This is a genomic window from Alcanivorax sp. HI0007 (assembly GCF_001635525.1).
Taxonomy (GTDB): Bacteria; Pseudomonadota; Gammaproteobacteria; order Pseudomonadales; family Alcanivoracaceae; genus Alcanivorax.
Genome location: NZ_LWEJ01000168.1, coordinates 1 through 17881 on the forward strand (window position 1 = coordinate 1; position 17881 = coordinate 17881).

18 protein-coding genes are annotated in these 17881 nt (G+C 61.0%); 10 read left to right on the forward strand and 8 right to left on the reverse strand.

Annotated elements, in window-relative coordinates:
* Both A3714_RS08825 and A3714_RS08830 read right to left on the reverse strand, forming a co-directional pair.
* The coding region (locus A3714_RS08825) for a cupredoxin domain-containing protein (RefSeq protein ID WP_063527172.1) at nucleotides 1-265 on the reverse strand (265 nt) is incomplete at its 3' end.
* Nucleotides 262-2733 carry a heavy metal translocating P-type ATPase gene (locus A3714_RS08830; protein ID WP_063509768.1) on the reverse strand — a complete coding sequence of 824 codons (2472 nt, stop codon included), beginning with the start codon at nucleotides 2731-2733 and terminating at the stop codon, nucleotides 262-264. The genes A3714_RS08825 and A3714_RS08830, both read right to left, overlap by 4 nt.
* Before the next feature lie 223 nt (nucleotides 2734-2956).
* Between A3714_RS08830 and A3714_RS08835 the strand changes: the two genes are divergently transcribed.
* The gene (locus tag A3714_RS08835) at nucleotides 2957-3568 is read left to right on the forward strand and encodes an outer membrane beta-barrel protein (protein ID WP_062815597.1); all 612 of its coding nucleotides are present in this window, start codon (nucleotides 2957-2959) and stop codon (nucleotides 3566-3568) included.
* Nucleotides 3569-3846: 278 nt separating this feature from the next.
* Here A3714_RS08835 and A3714_RS08840 read toward each other — a convergent pair whose 3' ends face one another.
* Both A3714_RS08840 and A3714_RS08845 read right to left on the reverse strand, forming a co-directional pair.
* Nucleotides 3847-4755, reverse strand: coding sequence for a hypothetical protein (locus A3714_RS08840; protein WP_063509767.1), 909 nt, complete (start codon nucleotides 4753-4755; stop codon nucleotides 3847-3849).
* Nucleotides 4756-4781: 26 nt separating this feature from the next.
* Nucleotides 4782-5435: an HAD family phosphatase gene (locus A3714_RS08845; RefSeq protein WP_062815599.1), complete on the reverse strand. Its 654-nt coding sequence runs from the start codon at nucleotides 5433-5435 to the stop codon at nucleotides 4782-4784.
* 211 nt (nucleotides 5436-5646) lie between these two features.
* Between A3714_RS08845 and A3714_RS08850 the strand changes: the two genes are divergently transcribed.
* Genes A3714_RS08850 through A3714_RS08860 form a run of 3 tightly spaced genes read left to right on the forward strand, consistent with a single transcriptional unit; the run spans nucleotide 5647 to nucleotide 9933 of the window.
* Nucleotides 5647-6189, forward strand: coding sequence for an RNA pyrophosphohydrolase (locus A3714_RS08850; RefSeq protein ID WP_063509766.1), 543 nt, complete (start codon nucleotides 5647-5649; stop codon nucleotides 6187-6189).
* The gene (gene ptsP, locus A3714_RS08855; protein ID WP_062815601.1) at nucleotides 6182-8458 is read left to right on the forward strand and encodes a phosphoenolpyruvate--protein phosphotransferase; all 2277 of its coding nucleotides are present in this window, start codon (nucleotides 6182-6184) and stop codon (nucleotides 8456-8458) included. The genes A3714_RS08850 and ptsP overlap by 8 nt, the downstream gene beginning before the upstream one ends.
* Before the next feature lie 44 nt (nucleotides 8459-8502).
* The gene (locus A3714_RS08860) at nucleotides 8503-9933 is read left to right on the forward strand and encodes a M20/M25/M40 family metallo-hydrolase (protein ID WP_063509765.1); all 1431 of its coding nucleotides are present in this window, start codon (nucleotides 8503-8505) and stop codon (nucleotides 9931-9933) included.
* Between the two features lie 9 nt (nucleotides 9934-9942).
* Here the strand turns inward: A3714_RS08860 and A3714_RS08865 are convergent, their stop codons facing one another.
* Nucleotides 9943-10692 carry an NRDE family protein gene (locus A3714_RS08865; protein WP_063525851.1) on the reverse strand — a complete coding sequence of 250 codons (750 nt, stop codon included), beginning with the start codon at nucleotides 10690-10692 and terminating at the stop codon, nucleotides 9943-9945.
* A 154-nt stretch (nucleotides 10693-10846) separates the two neighbouring features.
* Here A3714_RS08865 and A3714_RS08870 point away from each other — a divergent pair, with 154 nt between their 5' ends.
* From A3714_RS08870 to A3714_RS08885, 4 genes are all read left to right on the forward strand, one after another.
* A complete protein-coding gene (locus A3714_RS08870; protein WP_063509016.1) occupies nucleotides 10847-11650 on the forward strand; it encodes a sulfite exporter TauE/SafE family protein in 804 nt (267 codons plus the stop codon).
* Between the two features lie 5 nt (nucleotides 11651-11655).
* Nucleotides 11656-12468 (forward strand): prolipoprotein diacylglyceryl transferase, encoded by an 813-nt coding sequence (gene lgt, locus A3714_RS08875; RefSeq protein WP_063509017.1) that lies wholly within the window; start codon nucleotides 11656-11658, stop codon nucleotides 12466-12468.
* Entirely contained in the window at nucleotides 12465-13298 is an 834-nt protein-coding gene (locus tag A3714_RS08880; protein ID WP_063509018.1) for a thymidylate synthase, read from the forward strand. Before lgt ends, A3714_RS08880 begins: the two co-directional genes overlap by 4 nt.
* A gap of 90 nt (nucleotides 13299-13388) precedes the next feature.
* Complete coding sequence (locus A3714_RS08885; RefSeq protein WP_063509019.1) at nucleotides 13389-13898, forward strand: dihydrofolate reductase; 510 nt, start codon at nucleotides 13389-13391, stop codon at nucleotides 13896-13898.
* A gap of 249 nt (nucleotides 13899-14147) precedes the next feature.
* Here A3714_RS08885 and A3714_RS08890 read toward each other — a convergent pair whose 3' ends face one another.
* The 3 genes from A3714_RS08890 to A3714_RS08900 all read right to left on the reverse strand — a co-directional run bounded on the left by A3714_RS08890 (nucleotide 14148) and on the right by A3714_RS08900 (nucleotide 16126).
* Nucleotides 14148-14567 (reverse strand): OsmC family protein, encoded by a 420-nt coding sequence (locus A3714_RS08890; RefSeq protein ID WP_231866028.1) that lies wholly within the window; start codon nucleotides 14565-14567, stop codon nucleotides 14148-14150.
* 184 nt (nucleotides 14568-14751) lie between these two features.
* Nucleotides 14752-15435 carry a hypothetical protein gene (locus A3714_RS08895; RefSeq protein ID WP_063509020.1) on the reverse strand — a complete coding sequence of 228 codons (684 nt, stop codon included), beginning with the start codon at nucleotides 15433-15435 and terminating at the stop codon, nucleotides 14752-14754.
* A gap of 196 nt (nucleotides 15436-15631) precedes the next feature.
* Nucleotides 15632-16126, reverse strand: coding sequence for a DUF6231 family protein (locus A3714_RS08900; protein WP_063525697.1), 495 nt, complete (start codon nucleotides 16124-16126; stop codon nucleotides 15632-15634).
* Between the two features lie 248 nt (nucleotides 16127-16374).
* On the opposite strand from A3714_RS08900, the gene hemP reads away from it, so the two are divergent.
* Nucleotides 16375-16551 carry a hemin uptake protein HemP gene (gene hemP / locus A3714_RS08905; protein WP_062815611.1) on the forward strand — a complete coding sequence of 59 codons (177 nt, stop codon included), beginning with the start codon at nucleotides 16375-16377 and terminating at the stop codon, nucleotides 16549-16551.
* 193 nt (nucleotides 16552-16744) lie between these two features.
* Entirely contained in the window at nucleotides 16745-17707 is a 963-nt protein-coding gene (locus A3714_RS08910) for a ChuX/HutX family heme-like substrate-binding protein (protein ID WP_062815612.1), read from the forward strand.
* Nucleotides 17708-17881: the final 174 nt, after the last annotated feature.

Sequence of the window (17881 nt, forward strand, 5' to 3'; positions counted from 1 at the left end):
CTGTTTCCAGAAATTCGCTCACGTCGAGCCCGTGGAACACCACCTGCTCGGCGCAGGGGGAAGGATCCCGTCGGTCGAAGTGCAGGGTCAGAGTCTCCCCGGCCCTGGCATGCAGGGTGGCCGGCTTGTAGACGCCATCCGCGACTACAATGGTGGTGTCTTGATCACTGACAGCCTGGCTTTTTCCAGTGGAATTGGACAGCCAGAACCACCAGACGATCCCCATCATCAGCAACAGGCCGGCAAGATTGATCAGCAGTGTCATGACTTGCCTCGCTGAGGGTTGAACAGCCGCAACCGGTTGGCATTGCTGACCACGGTCACCGAGCTGAGCGACATGGCGGCGCCGGCAATCACCGGGCTGAGCAGGCTACCGGTGAGCGGGTAGAGCGCCCCGGCGGCAACGGGCACGCCCAGGCTGTTGTAGATAAAGGCGCCGAACAGGTTCTGCTTGATGTTGCGTACCGTGGCGGCGGAGATTGCCATGGCATCGGCGACGCCGTGCAGGGAGCCGCCCATCAGGGTGATGGCAGCGGATTCGATGGCCACGTCGGTGCTGGTACCGATTGCAAAGCCTACGTCCGCTTGGGCCAGCGCCGGGGCATCGTTGATGCCGTCGCCCACCATTGCCACGATGCGTCCCTCTTCCTGCAGAGACTGCACTTTTTTCGCCTTGTCTTCAGGCAGCACTTCCGCCATCACCTGATCCACGCCCACCTGTTTGGCGATGGCGTCGGCGCTGGCCTGGATGTCACCGGTCATCATCACCACGGTGAGGCCCTGATCTTTCAGACGGGCAATGGCCTCCCGGGAATCTTCCTTGATACGGTCGGCCACGCCGAGGATGCCGAGCAGGGTGTTGTCTTCGGCCAGGAACAGGGGGGTGGCGCCACGCTCGGTGAGCGAGTCGCTGTTCAGGCTGACGGTGATGCCTTCGCTTTCCAGCCAGCGGCGGTTGCCGAGCCGGTAGTGTTTGCCGTTCAGGGTGGCGCTGACGCCCTTGCCGTTGAGGGCCTGGAAATTGTCGGCCCGGTCCGGGCTGATTTCACGCTGCTCCGCCGCTCCCACGATGGCGCGTGCCAATGGATGCTCGGAGCCGCTTTCCAGGCTGGCGGCCAGTTGCAGCAGGGTGTCTTCCTGCTGGCCCTCGGCACAGAGAATCTCGGTGAGCGCCGGTTTGCCTTCGGTGATGGTGCCGGTCTTGTCCAGCACAATGGTGTCCAGCTTGCTGCTGGTCTGCAGGGCGTCCCCCTCACGAATCAGAATGCCGTGTTCCGCGGCCTTGCCGACGCCGACCATGACCGACATGGGGGTGGCCAGCCCCAGGGCGCAGGGGCAGGCAATGATCAGCACCGTGGTGGCACTGATCAGCATGTGGGTGATGCGTGGCTCCGGTCCCAGGTTGAACCAGGCCAGGGCAGCGACCACGGCGATCAGCATGATGGCAGGCACGAAGACGGCGGAGACGTGGTCGGCCAGACGCCCAATGGGCGGCTTGCTGCCCTGGGCTTTCTTTACCAGCGCCACGATCCGCGACAGGGCGGTGTCCTTGCCCACGGCGGTGGCCCGGTAGAGCAGGGTGCCGCCTTCATTGAGGGTGCCGGCGCTGACCGTATCACCGATGGCCTTGCGCACCGGCATGGGTTCGCCGGTGAGCATGGATTCATCCAGCCGGCTTTCCCCTTCCTCGACGATACCGTCCACGGCAATTTTCTCTCCGGGGCGCACGCGCAGGATGTCGTCGGTCTGCACTTGCTCCACGGGAATATCCTCTTCCCGTTTTTCCTGATTCGGGCCATCGCGGACTACCCGGGCGGTTTTGGCGCCCAGATCCAGCAGGCGTTTTACCGCCGCGCTGGTTTTGCCCCGGGCACGGACTTCCAGTGCCTGACCCAGGTTGATCAGGCCGATGATCATGGCGCTGGCTTCGAAGTACACGTGGCGGGCGGCTTCCGGCAGGGCGGTGGGGATCAAGACCACGGCCATGGAATAGACCCAGGCGGCGCCGGTCCCCAGGGCGATCAGGGTATCCATGTTGGCGTTGTGATTGCGAAACGCTTTCCAGGCACCGACAAAGAAATGGCGGCCTGCGGTCGCCAGCACCGCCAGGGTCATCAGGCCGATCCCCAGCCAGGCCCACTGGCTGGTCTGGCCGGGGCGAACCATCATGTCGCCACCCAGCAGCCCCCAGGCCATTAACGGGACACCCAGCCCCAGGCCCAGCCACATATGGCGGAGTAACTGACGATAGTGCCGCTGTTCCTGCTGCTCGCGGGCGCCATCCTCATCGTTGTCGTCCACGGGACTGGCGCCATAGCCCGCCCGCTCCACAGCATCAATCAGGGATTGGGTATCCGCAGTGCCGCTGACTCTGGCAGTGCGATCGGCAAAATTCATTTGGGCCCGGGTGACGCCGGGTGTGTGGCGCAGGGCGTTTTCGATGGTGCGTACACAGGCCGCACAGGTGGCGCCGGTGATGGCCAGCTGCTGCTCATGGTCGCGGCTGGCGGGGGAGGGCGGAGCCTCCTGCGGCGGCGTATCGCAAGCATAGCCGGCCCTGGACAGGGCTGCCTGCACGGCGGCGCTGTCGGCGTTGCCAGTGACGGTCACCTGCTGGGTGTCCAGATCCACCTGCACATCGTCGACGCCGGGGAGGGCGCCAAGCGACTGGCGAATCTTGCGGACGCAGCCCTGGCAGCTGGCGCCCTGAATCGCGAACCTCTGTGTCTGCATCCGGGTCTCCGTGGGCGATGGGGATGGAACCATGCCTGCTGTCACAGATTGTCAAACTTCAGGGTAACCCCAAGGTCAAGCCCGTGCTATAACCCGGTGCCGGCATTGAAAATTTTTATAAAACTGTCAAAAAGGCGGAACTGCTCGCGCGCTTAAGACTCCATATTGCCACTACAGTGCGAGCACATTGATGCCGTTTATCAATATTGAGAGGACCTTTTCTATGTTTAAGAAAACTTTGCTTGTGTCAGGTATTGCCCTGGCTGTTGCTGCACCGGCCATGGCGGAGCAGCGGACGTCCATGGTTCGCGATAACGGCTTTTCCTACACCTACGGCCAGCTGGCCTATGATCGCTGGGATCTGGATAACGATGTGGATGTGGACGCGCTGACCGCTGAGGGTTCATTCGCTCTGGATGAGCATATTTTCCTGCGCGGTAGCCTGGGTTTCTTTGACGGTGATTATGACCGTGGCCCGTTCCCTGACGGCGACGTGGATGGCACTCGCCTTTCCGCCGGGGCCGGTTTCCATACCCCCCTGCAGCGGGGTCTGGACTTCGTGACCACTGCCGACATCCTTTACGATGACCGGGATTTTGATCCGGGCAATTCCGATGATGAAATCGGTTTCGAATTGCGCGGTGGTCTGCGTCACGCGACGACCGAGCAGCTGGAGCTGTCCGGTGGTCTGACCTACATGGACCTGTACGATGATGATCTGGGGGTTTACGGCCAGGGTCTGTTCAAGCTGACTCCGGTGGTGGATCTGGGCGCCCGCGTTATTGTGGGTGGCGACCGTGATACCTACGGTGTGTTTGGCCGCTACAATTTCTAAGTAGCGTTCAGCACAAAAAAAGCCCGCCGGGTGAAAGTCCGACGGGCTTTTTTGTGGGTAGTGATTCTTGCCGACGTGAGAATCTCTCCGCCTATTGCTGTGATTGGCTGTAGGAGCGTCGCTGGCGGCGCGATTATCACGGTATCGAGTTGCGAGAAGCGAGTTTCGAAAACCAAAACCTGAAAGACGGAGAGACCAGGTTTTCGCTCCTCGTGACTCGTTTCGCGAAACGTTTTTCTTCGCGGCTCGAGCGCCGCTCCTGCAAAGGCTTTATTCGCTCAGGGCTGATTCAGCCACTCCTGCAGCGCCTCGCTGCCGGCTTTCTTCGATGCGGCGATGGCTTCTTCAATCCCCGGTGCTTTTTCTGCCCAGGCTTCCAGAGTGGTCTGATCCATATTACGCACACCCTCCATCAACCGTTTTGCATTCACTTCGCGCACGGTTGCCGGAATAAACAGGCCTTCCGCTTCCAGATCGGTGCTGTCTTTGTGGGCGGTACGGGCCAGGGTATGTTCCAGCCCGCATTTCAGGGAGGGTGAATCCAGGGGGGCGACCACGGACAGCAGTTTGGCATCGGCCTGTAGTTGCTCGCCAGCCAGCTGCAGATATTGGCGGCGGCGCAGGGCAATCTCGTCATCGCCAGCCAGCAGGGGTAATGCCTTGGCGGTCTCCCCCGTGCCATTGAGTGCCACAAACAAGGCGGCAAAGCCCAGGCTGGCTTCACTGGCATCCGTGGCGCCGTGCTGGACACGCAGGGATTTTCGGGTCATCTCCAGATAGGGATCACTGATCAGGCCGGACTCGGGCCATTCCGGCAGGGCATCCAGGTAGCCGGGGTAAAGGGGCCAGGTGTCCATGCGGTTGAGCAATTCCTGTTGCTTGAGTTGGCAGGCGCGACTGGCGGCAAGCAGGTAGTGATCCACAAAGGCGGCATACCAGTCCTCAAGCCGATCGCGCAACGCATCGAGCTGGGCCTGTTCACGGGTCTCAGTGAAATCAAGCAGGGCTTGCTGCCACGCAGCGGCGCTGTCCTGAAAGGCCTTGTCGGCGTTCTGCTGCCAGTCACTGGCGGGGATCTCCGCCTCGGTGATGGACGTATCCCTCTCTTCGCTCGGCGCCGGTTCCGGTGTGTTGCTGTCGCAAGCGGCCAACACCAGTGCCAGTAATACGGCGAAAAAATAACGCATGGTTCCCCTTCCCCTTGGTATCAGTCTCAGCGCAGGCTGATGATTGGCCAACCCTGCTCACGCGCTTCCCGATCCAGGGTGGCATCCGGATCCACGGCCACCGGGTTGTCGACTTTTCTGAGTAGCGGCAGGTCGTTGTGGGAATCGCTATAGAACCAGCTGTCAGTCAGCGTTTCGTCGTTGGCGCGCAGCCACTCCGCCAGTCGTTCCACCTTGCCATCCCGATAGCTGGGAGTGCCGGCCACATTGCCGGTGTAGCGTTCGCGCTTGCATTCCGCCACGGTGGCAATCAGGTGGTCCACGCCCAGCCGGTCCGCCAGCGGTGCGGTGACGAAATCATTGGTGGCGGTGATGATCATCAGGGTGTGCCCCTGGTCCCGGTGCTTCTGCAGCAGGGCCTCTGCCTTGGGCAGCCACATGGCATCCAGGGTTTCCGCCAGAAACTGCTCGCGCCAGAAGTGAAGCTGGGCCATGTCATGCTCGGCCAGCACTTTCAGGGAAAAGCGCAGGTACGCCATGATGTCCAGCCGACCATTCTGGTAATCCACATAGAACTGGTCGTTGGTTTCCTTGTAGTGCTGCTGGTCGACAATGCCTTTTTCCACCAGCCAGTCCCCCCACAGGTGGTCGGAATCGCCAGCGATCAGGGTGTTGTCCAGGTCGAAAATTGCGAGCGTCATGGCCTCTCCTTACGTGAACGGCACAGTTTATGCGAAGCGAATGACAAGTTATAGGGAGCGACAGGATGGCTCGGGGCCTTGCCGGCAGGGGGATCGTGGATTGTGGACCGGATGTTGCACGGTTGTGCATTGATTGCGGGTTGCCCGGCAAGGTTTAATGGGTCAACAAGGAGCCAGAGTCGACAATGGTGTGTCGGCTCGTAGAGACACCATGACAGGCATTATTGATGAAAAGGGATTCCGGCTGAACGTCGGGATCATCATTGCCGGCCAGGATGGCCGTGTATTCTGGGGTCGCCGGGTGGGTAACCGCGATGCCTGGCAATTCCCCCAGGGGGGCATGATGCCCGGCGAAACACCGGAGGAAACGCTTTTCCGTGAGCTGGAAGAAGAGGTCGGACTCCGCCCTGAACACGTTGAGATTGTGGCCAGCACGGAGGGCTGGTTGACCTATCGTCTGCCGCGCCGCTTTCTGCGTCGGCCGAGAAATCGCCCCCATTGTATTGGTCAGCGACAGAAATGGTTTTTGCTGCGCCTGACGGCGGAAGATGAGGCGATTGATCTGTTCGCCAGCGAGAGCCCGGAATTCAAGGCCTGGCGCTGGGTGAATTACTGGTACCCGATTCGCAAGGTGGTGCATTTCAAACGGGGCGTTTATGCCCGTGCCCTGCGTGAACTGGCCCCGGCGCTGAAGGGCGAGCGGGTGGAGCAGGACAGAAAGCCGATGTCACCGGGAGACAACCCCAATGCTTGATACCCTGCGCCGCATTGTCCAGGAAGTGAACAACGCGGCGGATATCCCTTCCGCGCTCAACCTGATGGCAAAGCGGGTCCGCGATGCCATGGGCACCGAAGTGTGCTCCATTTATCTGCGTAACGAAGAAGAGCAGCGTTATGTCTTGATGGCTTCCGAGGGGCTCAAGCAGGAAGCGGTGGGGCACGTGAGCCTGGGGTTGTCGGAGGGTCTGGTGGGCCAGGTTGGCCTGCGCGAAGAGCCGGTGAACCTGGAAGACGCTTTCAGTCATCCCAAATTCCATTACCTGGCGGAAACCGGCGAAGATCCGTTCCATGCTTTTCTCGGTGTGCCGGTGATGCACCATGGCAAGGTGCTGGGGGTGATGGTGGTGCAGCAGCGGGATGTGCGCCGTTTCGACCAGAGTGAAGAAGCCTTTCTGGTTACCATCTCCGCCCAGCTATCGGCGGTGATTGCCCACGCCCATGCCTCCGGGGTGCTGTTCGATCAGCTGGATGCGGGCGGGGTGGACCTGCCCAGTTTTTATGATGGTCTGCCGGGCTGCCCGGGTGCGGCCATCGGTTTCGGGGTTCTGCTGTTCCCGGCGGCGGATTTGTCGGCTGTGCCGGATCGTCAGGTGGAGGATGTCAGCGCGGAAATTGCCCGCCTGGATGATGCGCTGGTGCGGGTGCGTCAGGAAGTGCGGGACCTGGCCGAGCGCGCCTCGAAAAGTCTGGGTGCGGAAGAGCAGGCGCTGTTTGATGTCTACCTGCGCATGCTGGACCGGCATGCGCTGCCCGCCGAAGTGATCGTGCATATCCGTGAGGGCCAGTGGGCCCAGGGGGCCTTGCGTACTGTGGTGGATGCCCATGTGCGCAACTTCGAGATGATGGATGACCCCTATCTGCGCGAACGGGCGGCGGATGTGCGCGATCTGGGGCGGCGGGTGCTGGCGCAGCTGCAGAGCCAGAATCGCCGGCATATCGTGTTTCCGGATGACTGCATTTTGCTGGGTGAAGATATTTCCGCGCCCATGCTGATGGAAGTCCCCCGTGAGCGAATTCGCGGCATCGTGACGACCCGGGGCTCGCGCAACTCGCACATGGCCATCGTCGCCCGGGCCATGGGCATCCCCACCGTGGTGGGCGCCCAGAACCTGCCGCTGAAACAAATGGACGACAAGGAAATCATCGTTGATGGTTTCCGTGGCCGGGTGGTGGCCAATGCCTCGCCGGAGCTCAAGGAACAGTTCGAAGAAATCATCGCCGAGGAAGCCAATCTTCAGGCGGGCCTGGAAAAGCTGCGCGATGAGCCGGCGGAAACCCTGGATGGTGTCCGTATCCCCCTGCAGGTGAACACCGGCCTGATGACCGACATCAACCGCTCCATCGAGCGCGGTGCTGAAGGCGTCGGGCTGTACCGCACGGAAATTCCCTTCATGGTTCGCGATCGCTTTCCCTCCGAGGAAGAGCAGCGAGTCATCTACCGGGAGCAGTTGGCTGCCTTCGCGCCGCATCCGGTAACCATGCGGACCCTGGATATCGGTGGCGACAAGTCACTGAGCTACTTCCCCATCGAGGAAGAAAACCCCTTCCTGGGCTGGCGGGGGATCCGTGTCACCCTGGATCATCCGGAAATTTTCATGGTGCAGGTGCGCGCCATGCTCAAGGCCAGTGATGGCCTGGACAACCTGCGCATCATGCTGCCCATGGTCACCAGCGTGATTGAAGCGGAAGAGGCGCAGCACCTGATTCACCGGGCCTGGCTGGAAGTCCGTGATGAAGGGCTGGACATTCCCATGCCCCAGGTGGGGGTGATGATCGAAGTGCCCGCTGCCGTCTACCAGGCCAGGGCGCTGGCCCAGCGGGTGGACTTCCTGTCCATTGGCACCAACGACCTGACCCAGTACCTGTTGGCGGTGGACCGCAACAACCGACAGGTGGCGTCCCTTTACAACTCCTATCACCCGGCGGTGCTGCACGCCATCTTGCATGTGGTTGAGCAGGCCCATGAGGAAGGCGTGCCGGTGTCTGTCTGCGGGGAAATGGCCGGGGAAGTGGGCTCGGCATTGTTGCTCATGGCCATGGGGGTCAATGCGTTGTCCATGAATGCCTCCAACCTGCTGAAGGTGAAAGCCGCCGTGCGCCAGGTGAAAGCCAGCTTTACCCGTCAGCTGCTCAACGAAGTGCTGGCCATGGATAACGGCGAGGTCATCGCTGCCTACGTGGATCTGCAACTGGACAAGGCCGGGCTGGGCGAATTGCTGCGTAATCGCAAGGCGCTGGTCTGACCACACAGCGCGCCAGCCATAACAACAAGACATGAGGGCTGAATATGAAACGCTTGCTGCAATTGCTGGCGCTGGCCGTGCTTATCCTGCTCGCGGTATTGCTCTATCACACCCTGACATTGCCGCAGGCAGACAGCCGGGTTGCTGAACTGCCCGATTTGACGCAAGCCGTGGACGAGGACGCCATGGTGGAGCGGCTGGCAATGGCCCTGCGGTTTCCGACTCTGCCGGATCAGCCCGATGCCTTTGTGGGGTTCCATGGATTTCTCCGCGACCGTTTTCCGTTGACCCACCAGACCCTCTCTGTGAAGCCCTTTGGCCATAGCCTGCTGTATCACTGGGACAGCCAGAATGACTGCCCACCCCAGTTGTTGCTGGCCCATCAGGATGTGGTGCCGGTGTCATCCCCGGAAAAATGGCAGCATCCGCCGTTTGCCGGTGTGGTGGATGGCGACTTTGTCTGGGGTCGCGGCGCCCTGGATGACAAGGGCAGCCTGATGGCGATTCTGGAAGCCACGGAGGCCTTGCTGAAAACCGGCCAGACGCCCGCCTGCGATGTCTATCTGGCGTTTGGTCACGATGAGGAAATCGGCGGGCGCGAGGGGGCGATGAAGATGGCCGCCTGGCTGGAACAGCAGGGCCTGCGCTTTGCCCTGATTCTGGATGAGGGGGGCATGATGCTGCCGGGCAGCACCCTGGGCCTGGATCGTCCGGTGGCGCTGATGGGCATTGCCGAGAAGGGCTACATGACGGTGGAATTGCAGGCAGAGGCCGAGCCCGGGCATTCGTCACGCCCCCCGCAGACAACCGCCATCGGTGACCTGGCGGCGGCCATCGACCACCTGCAGACCCATCCCCGTCCGGCGTCTCTGAGTGGCCCGACACGCAAAATGCTGGAGCAGGTCGCGCCGCACCAGCCCTTTGCCAAACGACTGGTGCTGGCCAATCTGTGGTTGTTCGAGCCGCTGATTGTGCGTCAGCTGGAAGGTAAACCGGAAACCAACGCGTTGCTGCGTACCACCATGGCACCCACCTTGCTGAGTGCCGGGGTAAAGGAAAATGTGCTGCCGGCCACCGCCAGCGCCACCCTGAATTTCCGGCTGGCGCCGGGAGAAACCCGGGACAGTCTGCGGGCCTATTTGGAAAAAGCATTGCCGGACAGTATCAGCGTCACGTCCAGGGGGGCCTTCCTGTCCGACCCTTCCCCGGTCACCGGGATTCCCTCTGCCACCTTTGATCGCCTGGCGGCGCTGGCGCGGGCGTTACCGGAACAGCCGGTGGTCGCGCCCTACCTGCTGATTGCCGGCACCGATGCCCGTCACTATCAGTCTCTCTCAGATCAGGTGTTCCGGTTTATGCCGGTGTCCCTGGGGCAGGACGATCTGGCCCGCTTTCACGGCCACAACGAACGTCTTCCCCGTGAGCAATACCCGCACATGGTGCGGTTTTATGCGGGGCTGATGCTGGGTCGATAACCGGTCCGGTCAGGGGTGGCTGCGCCGTAGCGCCCCGTCCGCCGTCCCGTCCGGCAACCAGCCCTGTTCCAGCATGATCGGATCGCTGTGGCGGTACAGTTCGGCCACGCTGCTGGCCCGGGTGCCGTAGCCGGGGGACTGGATAAAGACCGGGGCCACCAGACGTTCCAGTTCCATGCCGACGCCGGTATCGGGCAGTTCGCTGTCCGGTGGCTGGTAGTGATCGTTGACCACCTCCATCAGCTGTTCCGGGCTGCTGTCGACGGTGAGAGCATTGGCCAGACTTTGTTTGGCCCGCTGCACCTTGGGCCAGGGGTCGTCCAGCAGACCGTTACACAGGCCGTGAACGCCCGGTGTGACCGCCTGGGGTGGGGCTCCCCGGTTGCCGATGTACCAGAGGCTCTCCGGGGTGCCCACCAGCAGGTTGAAGGCGCCGTAGTGATGTTGCTCTTCGGCCAGCGCCTGACAGAACCGTTCCGGGGAGTCGTTGCCTTCCAGGAAGGCCAGCGGCAACAGACCCCGTGAGCGTTCGCCGGTTTGCCGTTCGGCAATGGGTTCCCGGTAGTTGGTGACCACGGCGATACGACCATTGCGGTGGATGCCCAGCCAGGTGCCGCCGGCGGTCAGATCCAGGCCACAGAAGATATCGCCGCGCCAGCGGGCGGGCTCGGCGGGGCGGGCGTGGAATTCGTCACGGTTGGCGGCCATCCGCAGGGGAGTCGGGGAATCCGGTTGCCAGTCGAAAAGCACAATGCACATGAAACTTGCCCGTCAATCAGGGGGATGGGTTGGTGCCTTCGCCTTGCGAGCCAGGCTCCAACGGGAAGGGTAATCCCGCCAGCGTGTGACACATGTAGCGTGCTAGCATACCTGCCTTGCGTAGAGATTATGAACCGGCGCTAAGGGCTGGCCAATGTGGGAACTGTTTCTGATTTGTCTGGGAGTCGGTGTGGGCGCCGGTCTGCTGGCCGGGGCGCTGGGTCTGGGCGGTGGCGTGGTCATCGTGCCGGCGCTGATTTTCCTGTTTCACGGGCTTGGTTTTCCTGCTGATCTGGTGGCGAAGATGGCGGTGGCCACCTCCCTGAGCACCATCATGATTACCTCTATCAGCGCGGTGCGCACCCATCACAAGGCGGGCTTTGTGCGCTGGCCGGTGGTGTTGCGGCTGGGCGTGGGGATTGTGCTGGGGGCCTTCGCCGGGGCCTTTATCGCCGATGCCATGAAAGGGGAACTGCTGACCCGGTTGTTCGGTCTCTTTGCCATGGTGATTGCCTTGCAGATGGCGCTGACGGGCCGCAAGGCGCCGGAGGCGAACCTGCCGGAGCGGGTGCCCGGTGCCGCGGGGCTGGGTGTGGCCGGGGTGCTGATTGGTACCGGCTCTGCCATTTTCGGTATTGGCGGCGGCTCGTTGACGGTGCCGTTTCTGAGCTGGTGCCGTCTGAGAATGCAGGAAGCGGTGGCCATCGCGTCCGCCTGTGGCCTGCCCATTGCCGTCGCCGGCACCCTGGGGTTTGCGGTGGCCGGTTGGCAGGAAACCCGCCTCCCTGAAGGGGCGCTGGGCTATGTGTTTTTGCCGGCAACAGCCGGTATAGTGCTCACCAGTTTTCCGTTCGCCCGACTGGCGGCGCGACTCAGCCACCGGCTGCCTTCAGCCATGCTGAAAAAGGTGTTCGCGGTGGTGTTGTTTATCATCGGCCTCAGGCTGGTTTTGGGATAGGCATTATGGAATTTCCGCAGATTGATCCGGTGGCGATTGCCATTGGTCCCCTCAAGGTGCACTGGTACGGCCTGATGTACATGATCGGCTTTGCCGCCGCCTGGCTGCTGGGGGTGTATCGCGCCAAACAGCCGAACTCGGGCTGGACCAAGGACCAGGTGGGAGACCTGGTCTTCTACGGCGCCATGGGGGTGATCCTGGGTGGCCGTCTGGGCTATGTGCTGTTCTATAACTTCGGCAAGTTCCTGGATGATCCGATCTGGCTGTTCAAGCTGTGGGACGGCGGCATGAGCTTCCACGGTGGCGCCATCGGCGTACTGGTAGCGTTCTGGCTGTTCGGCCGCAAGACCAACAAGCGGTTTTTCCAGGTGGCGGATTTCATGGTACCCATGGTGCCGATCGGCCTGGCCACCGGCCGGCTGGGTAACTTCATCAATGCGGAGCTGTGGGGGCGCACCAGTGACGTGCCCTGGGCCATGGTGTTTCCCACGGATCCGGATCGCCTGCCGCGCCATCCTTCCCAGCTCTATGAGTTTGCGCTGGAAGGGGTGCTGCTGTTTATCGTGCTGTGGTTCTATTCGGCCAAGCCAAGGCCCGCCGGGGCAGTGACCGGGTTGTTCGGTGTGGGCTATGGCCTGGGCCGCACCTTCGTGGAATTCTTCCGTGAGCCGGACGCCCACCTGGGTTATCTGGCCGGCGGCTGGCTGACCATGGGAATGCTGCTGAGCATCCCGATGATACTTCTCGGTGCCGCCATGATGGTCTGGGCCTACCGTCATGATGATCGCGCCGCTACCCCTTCCCGGAGTCGTTCATGAAGCAATATCTCGATCTGCTGCGCCATGTGCGTGAGCATGGCACCTTCAAGGAAGACCGTACCGGCACCGGCACCTATGCGGTGTTCGGGCATCAGATGCGGTTTGATCTGGGTGAAGGGTTTCCCATGGTCACTACCAAGAAGCTGCATCTGCGCTCGATCATTCACGAGCTGCTGTGGTTTCTGTCCGGCGACACCAATATCCGTTATCTGAAGGAAAACGGGGTGTCCATCTGGGATGAGTGGGCGACGCCCGACGGCGAGCTGGGCCCGGTGTATGGCGAACAATGGCGCAGCTGGAAAACCCAGGATGGCCGTGTCATTGATCAGATCAGCGAGGTGCTGGCGGAGATCAAACGCAATCCGGATTCCCGTCGTCTGGTGGTCAGTGCCTGGAACCCGGCGGTGCTGCCGGATCCGTCCATCTCCCCGAAGGACAATGCGGCTGCCGGCAAGCAGGCACTGCCGCCGTGCCACTGTCTGTTCCAGTTCTATGTGGCGGATGGCAAGTTGAGCTGTCAGCTGTATCAGCGCAGCGGCGATATTTTCCTGGGCGTGCCGTTCAACATTGCCTCCTATGCATTGCTGACATTGATGATGGCGCAGGTGTGCGATCTGCAGCCCGGTGATTTCGTGCACACCCTGGGGGATGCGCATCTGTATTCCAATCACCTGGAGCAGGCGGATACCCAGCTGTCCCGGGAGCCGCGCTCGCTGCCCACCATGACCCTGAATCCGGCGGTGAAGGACCTGTTTGCCTTCACCTTCGAGGATTTCACCCTGAGCGATTATGAGCCCCACGCCCATATCAAGGCGCCGGTGGCAATTTGAGACGAGTCTGACGTCGGAGGACCGGCGTCAGACGACTAAAATCCTTGCGTCCGACTTCAGACGTCCGGCGTCAGACTATAGAGTTTTTTCATGTCCATCCGACTTTCCCTGATGGTGGCCAAGGCCAGTAACCGTGTCATCGGGCGTAACAACAAGCTGCCCTGGTATCTGCCCAACGACCTCAAGTACTTCAAGCAGGTCACCTTTGGCAAGCCAGTGATCATGGGTCGCAAGACCTGGGATTCCCTGGGCAAGCCGCTCCCTGGTCGTACCAATATCGTGATTACTCGCCAAGCGGATTTTCAGGCGGTGGGAGCCAAGGTGGTGGCGACCCTGGACGAGGCGGTGACACTGGCGGAGAACGTGGCCTTCATCGAAGGGCAGGACGAAGCCGTGGTGATGGGCGGGGCGGAGATCTATGCCCTGGCCCTGCCGCAAGCGGACCGGCTCTATCTCACCGAAGTGCATGCCGAGGTGGATGGCGATACCTGGTTTCCGGAGTACGACACCTCCGAATGGAAAGAGATCGGCCGGGAAGATTTTCCCGCAGAAGGACCGAATCCCTACGATTATTCCTTCGTGGTTTACGAGCGGAAATAGGGGCGAGCTACGCTCGGTTGGATAGGCATCTCTACGAAGCCGCTGTAGGAGCTATGCTTGCATGGCGAACCGGGCCCCATGTCTGCCCGTCATTCTTCTGAAACCTGTCGAGCGCTGATATTCCTGATCGCCCCACGGGCGATTTCCGCGCAAGTGCGGTTCGCCATGCAAGCATAGCTCCTACATAAAACCGGGCTCAATCGATTCGCTCTGTCTTGCCCGCGTCGCAGCTGGAAGCTCGTCGCTGATTCATCCTCTCGGCTCGATCAACACTTCACTCTTCACTGACTGGGCAATAAAGCATTTCTCGTGGGCGCGCTGGTGGAGGGCCTGGATCTTGGCGGCGTCCGGTTGTTCTCCACTGAAAGTGACCAGCGGCTGCAGCAATACCTGCCGCACGTAGATCATTGCCTGGTCGTTCTGGCCCAGGGTCGCCTGGGGATCATCGTCGTAGCTGGTTACGGACAGGCCGTCGCGGGCCGCTTCGGTGAGAAATGACAGCAGGTGACAGCTGGCCAGGGCGGCGATAAAGGCCTCCTCCGGCTCCATGAATTCCTGCTGGCCATGATGGCCATCCACCACACGGACTTCGTTGCCATCGGCCAGGTGCCAGAGGTAGTGATCCTCGCCATGGGCGTTCCAGCTCAGATGCATAGTGTGTTGTGGCACGACATATCCCCGGTTGGTTTATTCTTCAGGGCAGTATGCCATCAAAACGCCCGCATGCCATGGGGGCTTTGGTCGAAGTCGGTGACAAAACGTCAGTGGCGGGTGTCGGGGTTGCGGGAGTTATTGCGGCGGGTGCGGGAGGGGTGACGGTAACCTGAAACCGGGACCGCCACCCGATGCGGGTTTACTGGGTCACGTTGTCCTGGGCCATTTCCCAGTAGCGGAACACCGCCACATTGACCAGCGCGCTGATCAGACTCACCGGCAGGCCCACCAGCAGCGCCGCCGCCTGGGGTTGACTGACGACGGCAGTGACCAGCGATGCCAGGATGCTGCTCATCAACACAAAGGCAAGGAAAACCAGCACCAGAATCAGCAGCAGAGGCCACTGCTGGTCTTGTGTCATGGCGAAGGATTGGCGCAGGGCATCGATGGGATTGCGGCGTTTCAGAACCACCAGAAACGGGGCAAAACACAGGCGCGTGTAGACCCACAGGGCCGGGAAGAAAAACGCCAGCCAGCCCAGCGAGACGCCAACAGCCATGATGGCATAGGTGGCCAGCAACATGGGGTAGACCAGCACGGCAGCGGCCAGACAATGAAGCAGGCCCGCCGGTTTGCCCGAGCGCGCCGCAGCCAGCTGGGCAATCAGTGTCCCTTCTGCCAGCGGACGACTGAGCAGCACGATGGCCAGGCTGATGCCGCTGAACTGCAGCGCCCCGCCAGCCTCTTCCGGTAACACAAAGCTGGGTCCAAACAGCCACTGGCTGGCTTCAGTGAGCAGGGCAAAGGGGGCCGTCACCAGAAAAATGGGCCCGAGATTACGCCACCAGAAATAGAGAATTTCGCGAAAACGTTGGCTGATCATGTCGAGTGCAAAGTTGAGGCTGGAAAGTTCAGCGGGAAAGGCGTTATTTCACCACAGCGGGCGCGCAGTTCACAGAGAAAGCGGGCGAATAGGCGTTGCGGGCTTGCGGTGGGAAGGTCGTGTAATGGGGTTGGCCGCAGGTAGGGTGCAGTTAGCCTTAGGCTCAGTGCACCCTACGGAATAACCTGTGGTGGGTTTACCACCAGTACTTGCCCCAGTTTTCCGGGTTGGCCCAGAAGCGCGGGTTGTTCCATTTGCGCTCAAAGTTGTAGTTGTCCAGATCGTAGCTGTAGATATTCAGCTCACGACCTTCCTGGGCGAAGTGTCCCTGCTCCCGGCAACCCAGTGCCAGAAACCCGTTGCTGGGCCAGCGCAATTTCTGTGGTGCCAGGTTGGGCTGATATACCGCCACCATGGAGTCCGTGTGCAGGTTGCGCAGCAAGCCCATCAGGGCTTCGCCATCACGCTGACTCATGTATTCCAGCTGGTCGGCCACGATGGCCATATCCACCCGTTCGATCTCTTCCAGTGCCGCAAAGGGGTCCTGCTCCTGGATTTCCACCAGCGTGCAGTCGTGGTCCTTGCACCATTGGCTGACGACGGGGATGGGGTTGAGGCTGACGGTAACAACGGAGGAAGGCTGGTGGCTATCCAGGATAGCGGCCAGACGTTCCTGGGGGGATTCGGTCATGGGGTGTGCCATCGCGGTATTCATGATTTCAGTCTAGCGCGGTTGTGCAGGGCTTTCGATAGGGGAACGTAAAAACCTGCCCGGCGAGGAAAACAGCAAGGGGCTTGGCATGTCAAAAGCGTTTTGGCGTGGATAGAGCGGGGATGTCTGACCGGGTTTGTGACCCTGGTCAGAAAAACGAAAATGAGGATTGACGGCTGTCCAATCAATAATGATAATGATTCTCATGTACAGACAAGGAGGCCAGCATGACTCAGCTCAAGAAGAACGTCACCGCCACCACCCGCCGGGTTTCTATCAATGCAGAAAGCAGTGTTGCCAGCAGTCTGCTGCTCAACCACCAGGGCAAACTCTGGATCGAGCATGCCGGCGAGCGTTACCTGCTTCGCCGCACGTCCAATAACCGGCTTATTCTTACCAAGTGATCAGGCACGCATCATGCCTTGGGCAATGAGGCGCCCAGTGCGTGTCGGGCGGTAGTGTCTCGTTGTCTCAGGTACGTTGCGAGACGCCTCTCCCTTTTCTCCCTGACGTGGATCGCCAGCCGCCGCCAGCTTTCCACACCTAATAACAAGCACCGTCGACAAGGCATCGATGGTGCGGCGATCTGGAGGCAGCATGTCAGTGATGGCGTGGTCCCCGGCGCCGGCGGCATCCCCTCTGCTTCGTCAGTGCGGTGCCGCACTCGGTGATCGGGTTTTACGATTGCAGGACGAACCGTTGGCCATTCTCAAGGCCCTCTACCGACTTGGTTCACTGGTGGTAACGACGTTTACCAGTGGCTCCCGGGTTTCCCAGAACATGCATTACCCGGCGTTCCATGAAGGGGAATGGTGGCTGGAATCGGTGGGCGATCGTTGTCGGTTACGGCAAAGTCTGCAGGTGTCCCAGTGGCATTCGGTGCTGGCGGTTCTGGAGCCCACCGGTGCGTTACCCGCCCGCAGTCTGGTGTTCTTTGATCGCCAGGGGCAACCGTTGCAACAGATGGCGGTGGCCCCGAACAGTGGAGGTCTGGCATTCGAGGAGCTGGTTTGCGCCATGTTGCATCCCGATCAGCAAACCCTGAACTTGCCCGCCGGTCTTCCCCGCGCGGTGGCGGGTGAACTGGGGCCGCTCTCTCAGCTGGAGCGGGACTGGGCCGGCAGTGCCGATGACGAGGACTTCACCCACCTGTTGCAGCGCTGTGATAACCAGCGGTCGGTTCTGTACCGTTCGGTGCGGGATAGCTTTGCCTGCCCGGTACGCCCGGAAACCCTGCCGGCGGTGCTGGCGGAAGCCTCGCGGCGTGATGAGGCGACCACGCTGTGTGTGGGCAATCAAGGTGTGCGTCTGTGCATGACGGCACCCTGGTCGTCACCGCGCTGGCAAGACAGCCATTGTCATCTCGTCCATAACGGTGCCCTGGTGTCGCTGGATATGGCAAAAATGCAGAGCCTGTGGCGGTTGCGCAAGCCCGGTGATGGGCAGGTGATCACGGCGCTGGAGGCGCTGGATGAGAACGGTGACTGGTTGTGGACGCTGTCCGCCGGTGAAGCGGAGTCTGACTGGCGGGCGTTATTGAGGGATAGCGTGATTCGGTAGCTACAAGCTACAAGCTACAAGCTACAAGCTACAAGCTACAAGCTACAAGCTACAAGCTACAAGCTACAAGCTACAAGCTACAAGCTACAAGCTACAAGCTACAAGCTACAAGCTACAAGCTACAAGCTACAAGCTACAAGCTACAAGCTACAAGCTACAAGCTCGATTGGATAG